1 protein-coding gene is annotated in these 1,386 nt (G+C 57.6%); it reads right to left on the bottom strand.

The genetic code is table 11. The features are described from left to right. Positions 1 to 218: 218 nt before the first annotated feature. A complete protein-coding gene (locus tag ACIP1G_RS31965) occupies positions 219 to 1,169 on the bottom strand; it encodes an IS110 family transposase (protein ID WP_400744644.1) in 951 nt (316 codons plus the stop codon). Positions 1,170 to 1,386 lie beyond the last annotated feature (217 nt).

Below are 1,386 nucleotides of genomic sequence, written 5' to 3'. Positions count from 1 at the left end.
CGCGATCCCGGTGGGAGCGGGCTTGGCCCGCGAACACCGGCAACGCCGGTGCCATCCACCGCGTCGCCTGTTTCGCGGGCGCGCCCGCTCCCACAGGGACTGCGCTGGCTTTGAGTTGACGCTGTACCTGTGGGAGCGGCTTCAGCCGCGAACACGGGCGAAGCCCGTGCCAACCACCGCGATGCCCGCTCTCACAATGATCATGCTGCCTTCTGGACCTACGCGGTATCTTTCGGCTGTGGCAAGATCAGATCCCGCCATGGCGTGCCCGTTCTAAGCATCGCATTGAGCCGTACGATTAAAACCCTCATGCACGCCACGATAGCGACCTTGGGACGTTTTCCCCGTTCGCGCAGTGCCTCATATCGTGCTTTGAGTGCCGGGTTGTACTTCACAGCCACAAGACATGCCATGTACAACGACCGCCGGACTTCAAAGCGCCCACCCGAGATAGACCGCTTGCCGGTGGACTTTCCGCTGTCATGGTTAAACGGCGCCACGCCGACCAGGGAAGCTATTTCTCTGGTTTCAACATGGCCCAGTTCTGGCAGCAGCGTTACAAGCTTACCCGCAGTCACCAACCCGATGCCTTTGACCTGAACCAAGTGGGCAACCCGCTCATCGTTCAGCGCCATCGTTTGCTGTTTGATCTCATGCTCAACCAGCTTGATCTGCGACCTGAAGTGCTGAAGGTTGGTTTTCAGAAAGTTGGCAACTACTGCTGACTGCGCCTGCTTCAAGCGCCGCCGGTCGTCATCTCGCTGCTGGACCAGGCGATCACGTTGCTGAAGCAGTTCCCGCAGAAGCGCACGCTCCGGACTGATTTTCAGGGTTGGTTTGTCCGGGATGACTTCTGCGAAGTGTGCCAGCACCTCAGCGTCAATAGCATCGGTCTTGGCCTTGATTGCCATGGACTCAGCGAAATACCGGGCTCGCCTGGGGTTGACGCGTATGACCTTGTAACCGACGTCCTGCAGCAAGCGCATGACGTCGCGCTCGTAGCCGCCCGTTGCCTCTAGCAGAACTCGCTTGATGCTGAGCCCACGAAGGCTTTTCAGCAACTCTTCGAATCCTCCAGGATCATTACTTACATTGATTTTGAGGCCTTCAGGCCGCACCAACGCATCTAGCTTGAGACTGGAAACATCAATACCCAGAAAGGAAGCCATCACCAAAACCTCCTAGACTCAACACAGTGAGAGGACTTTGGCTTGGCCCACGCTTGTGATTCGAGATCAGAGCCGCATCCAACTGTTCGGGCTCTCGCCAAAGTGGAACGGTGAATGGCAGCTTGTGCTCCCACTCGTGCTCAAGGCACCTGCGGCATTCAGCTGGCCATTCACCGCTCTCACTCCAGATTCTAATCCCCTATCAAGACACAAGCGG

The sequence above is a fragment of the Pseudomonas sp. NPDC089392 genome (assembly GCF_044749595.1).
Taxonomy (GTDB): domain Bacteria; phylum Pseudomonadota; class Gammaproteobacteria; order Pseudomonadales; family Pseudomonadaceae; genus Aquipseudomonas.
This window is presented reverse-complemented; position numbering and strand designations above follow the sequence as displayed.

Bases quoted from the DNA above. Each gene is read 5' to 3' on its own strand.
- ACIP1G_RS31965 (WP_400744644.1), bottom strand. From the start codon at position 1,169: ATGGCTTCCTTTCTGGGTATTGATGTTTCCAGTCTCAAGCTAGATGCG.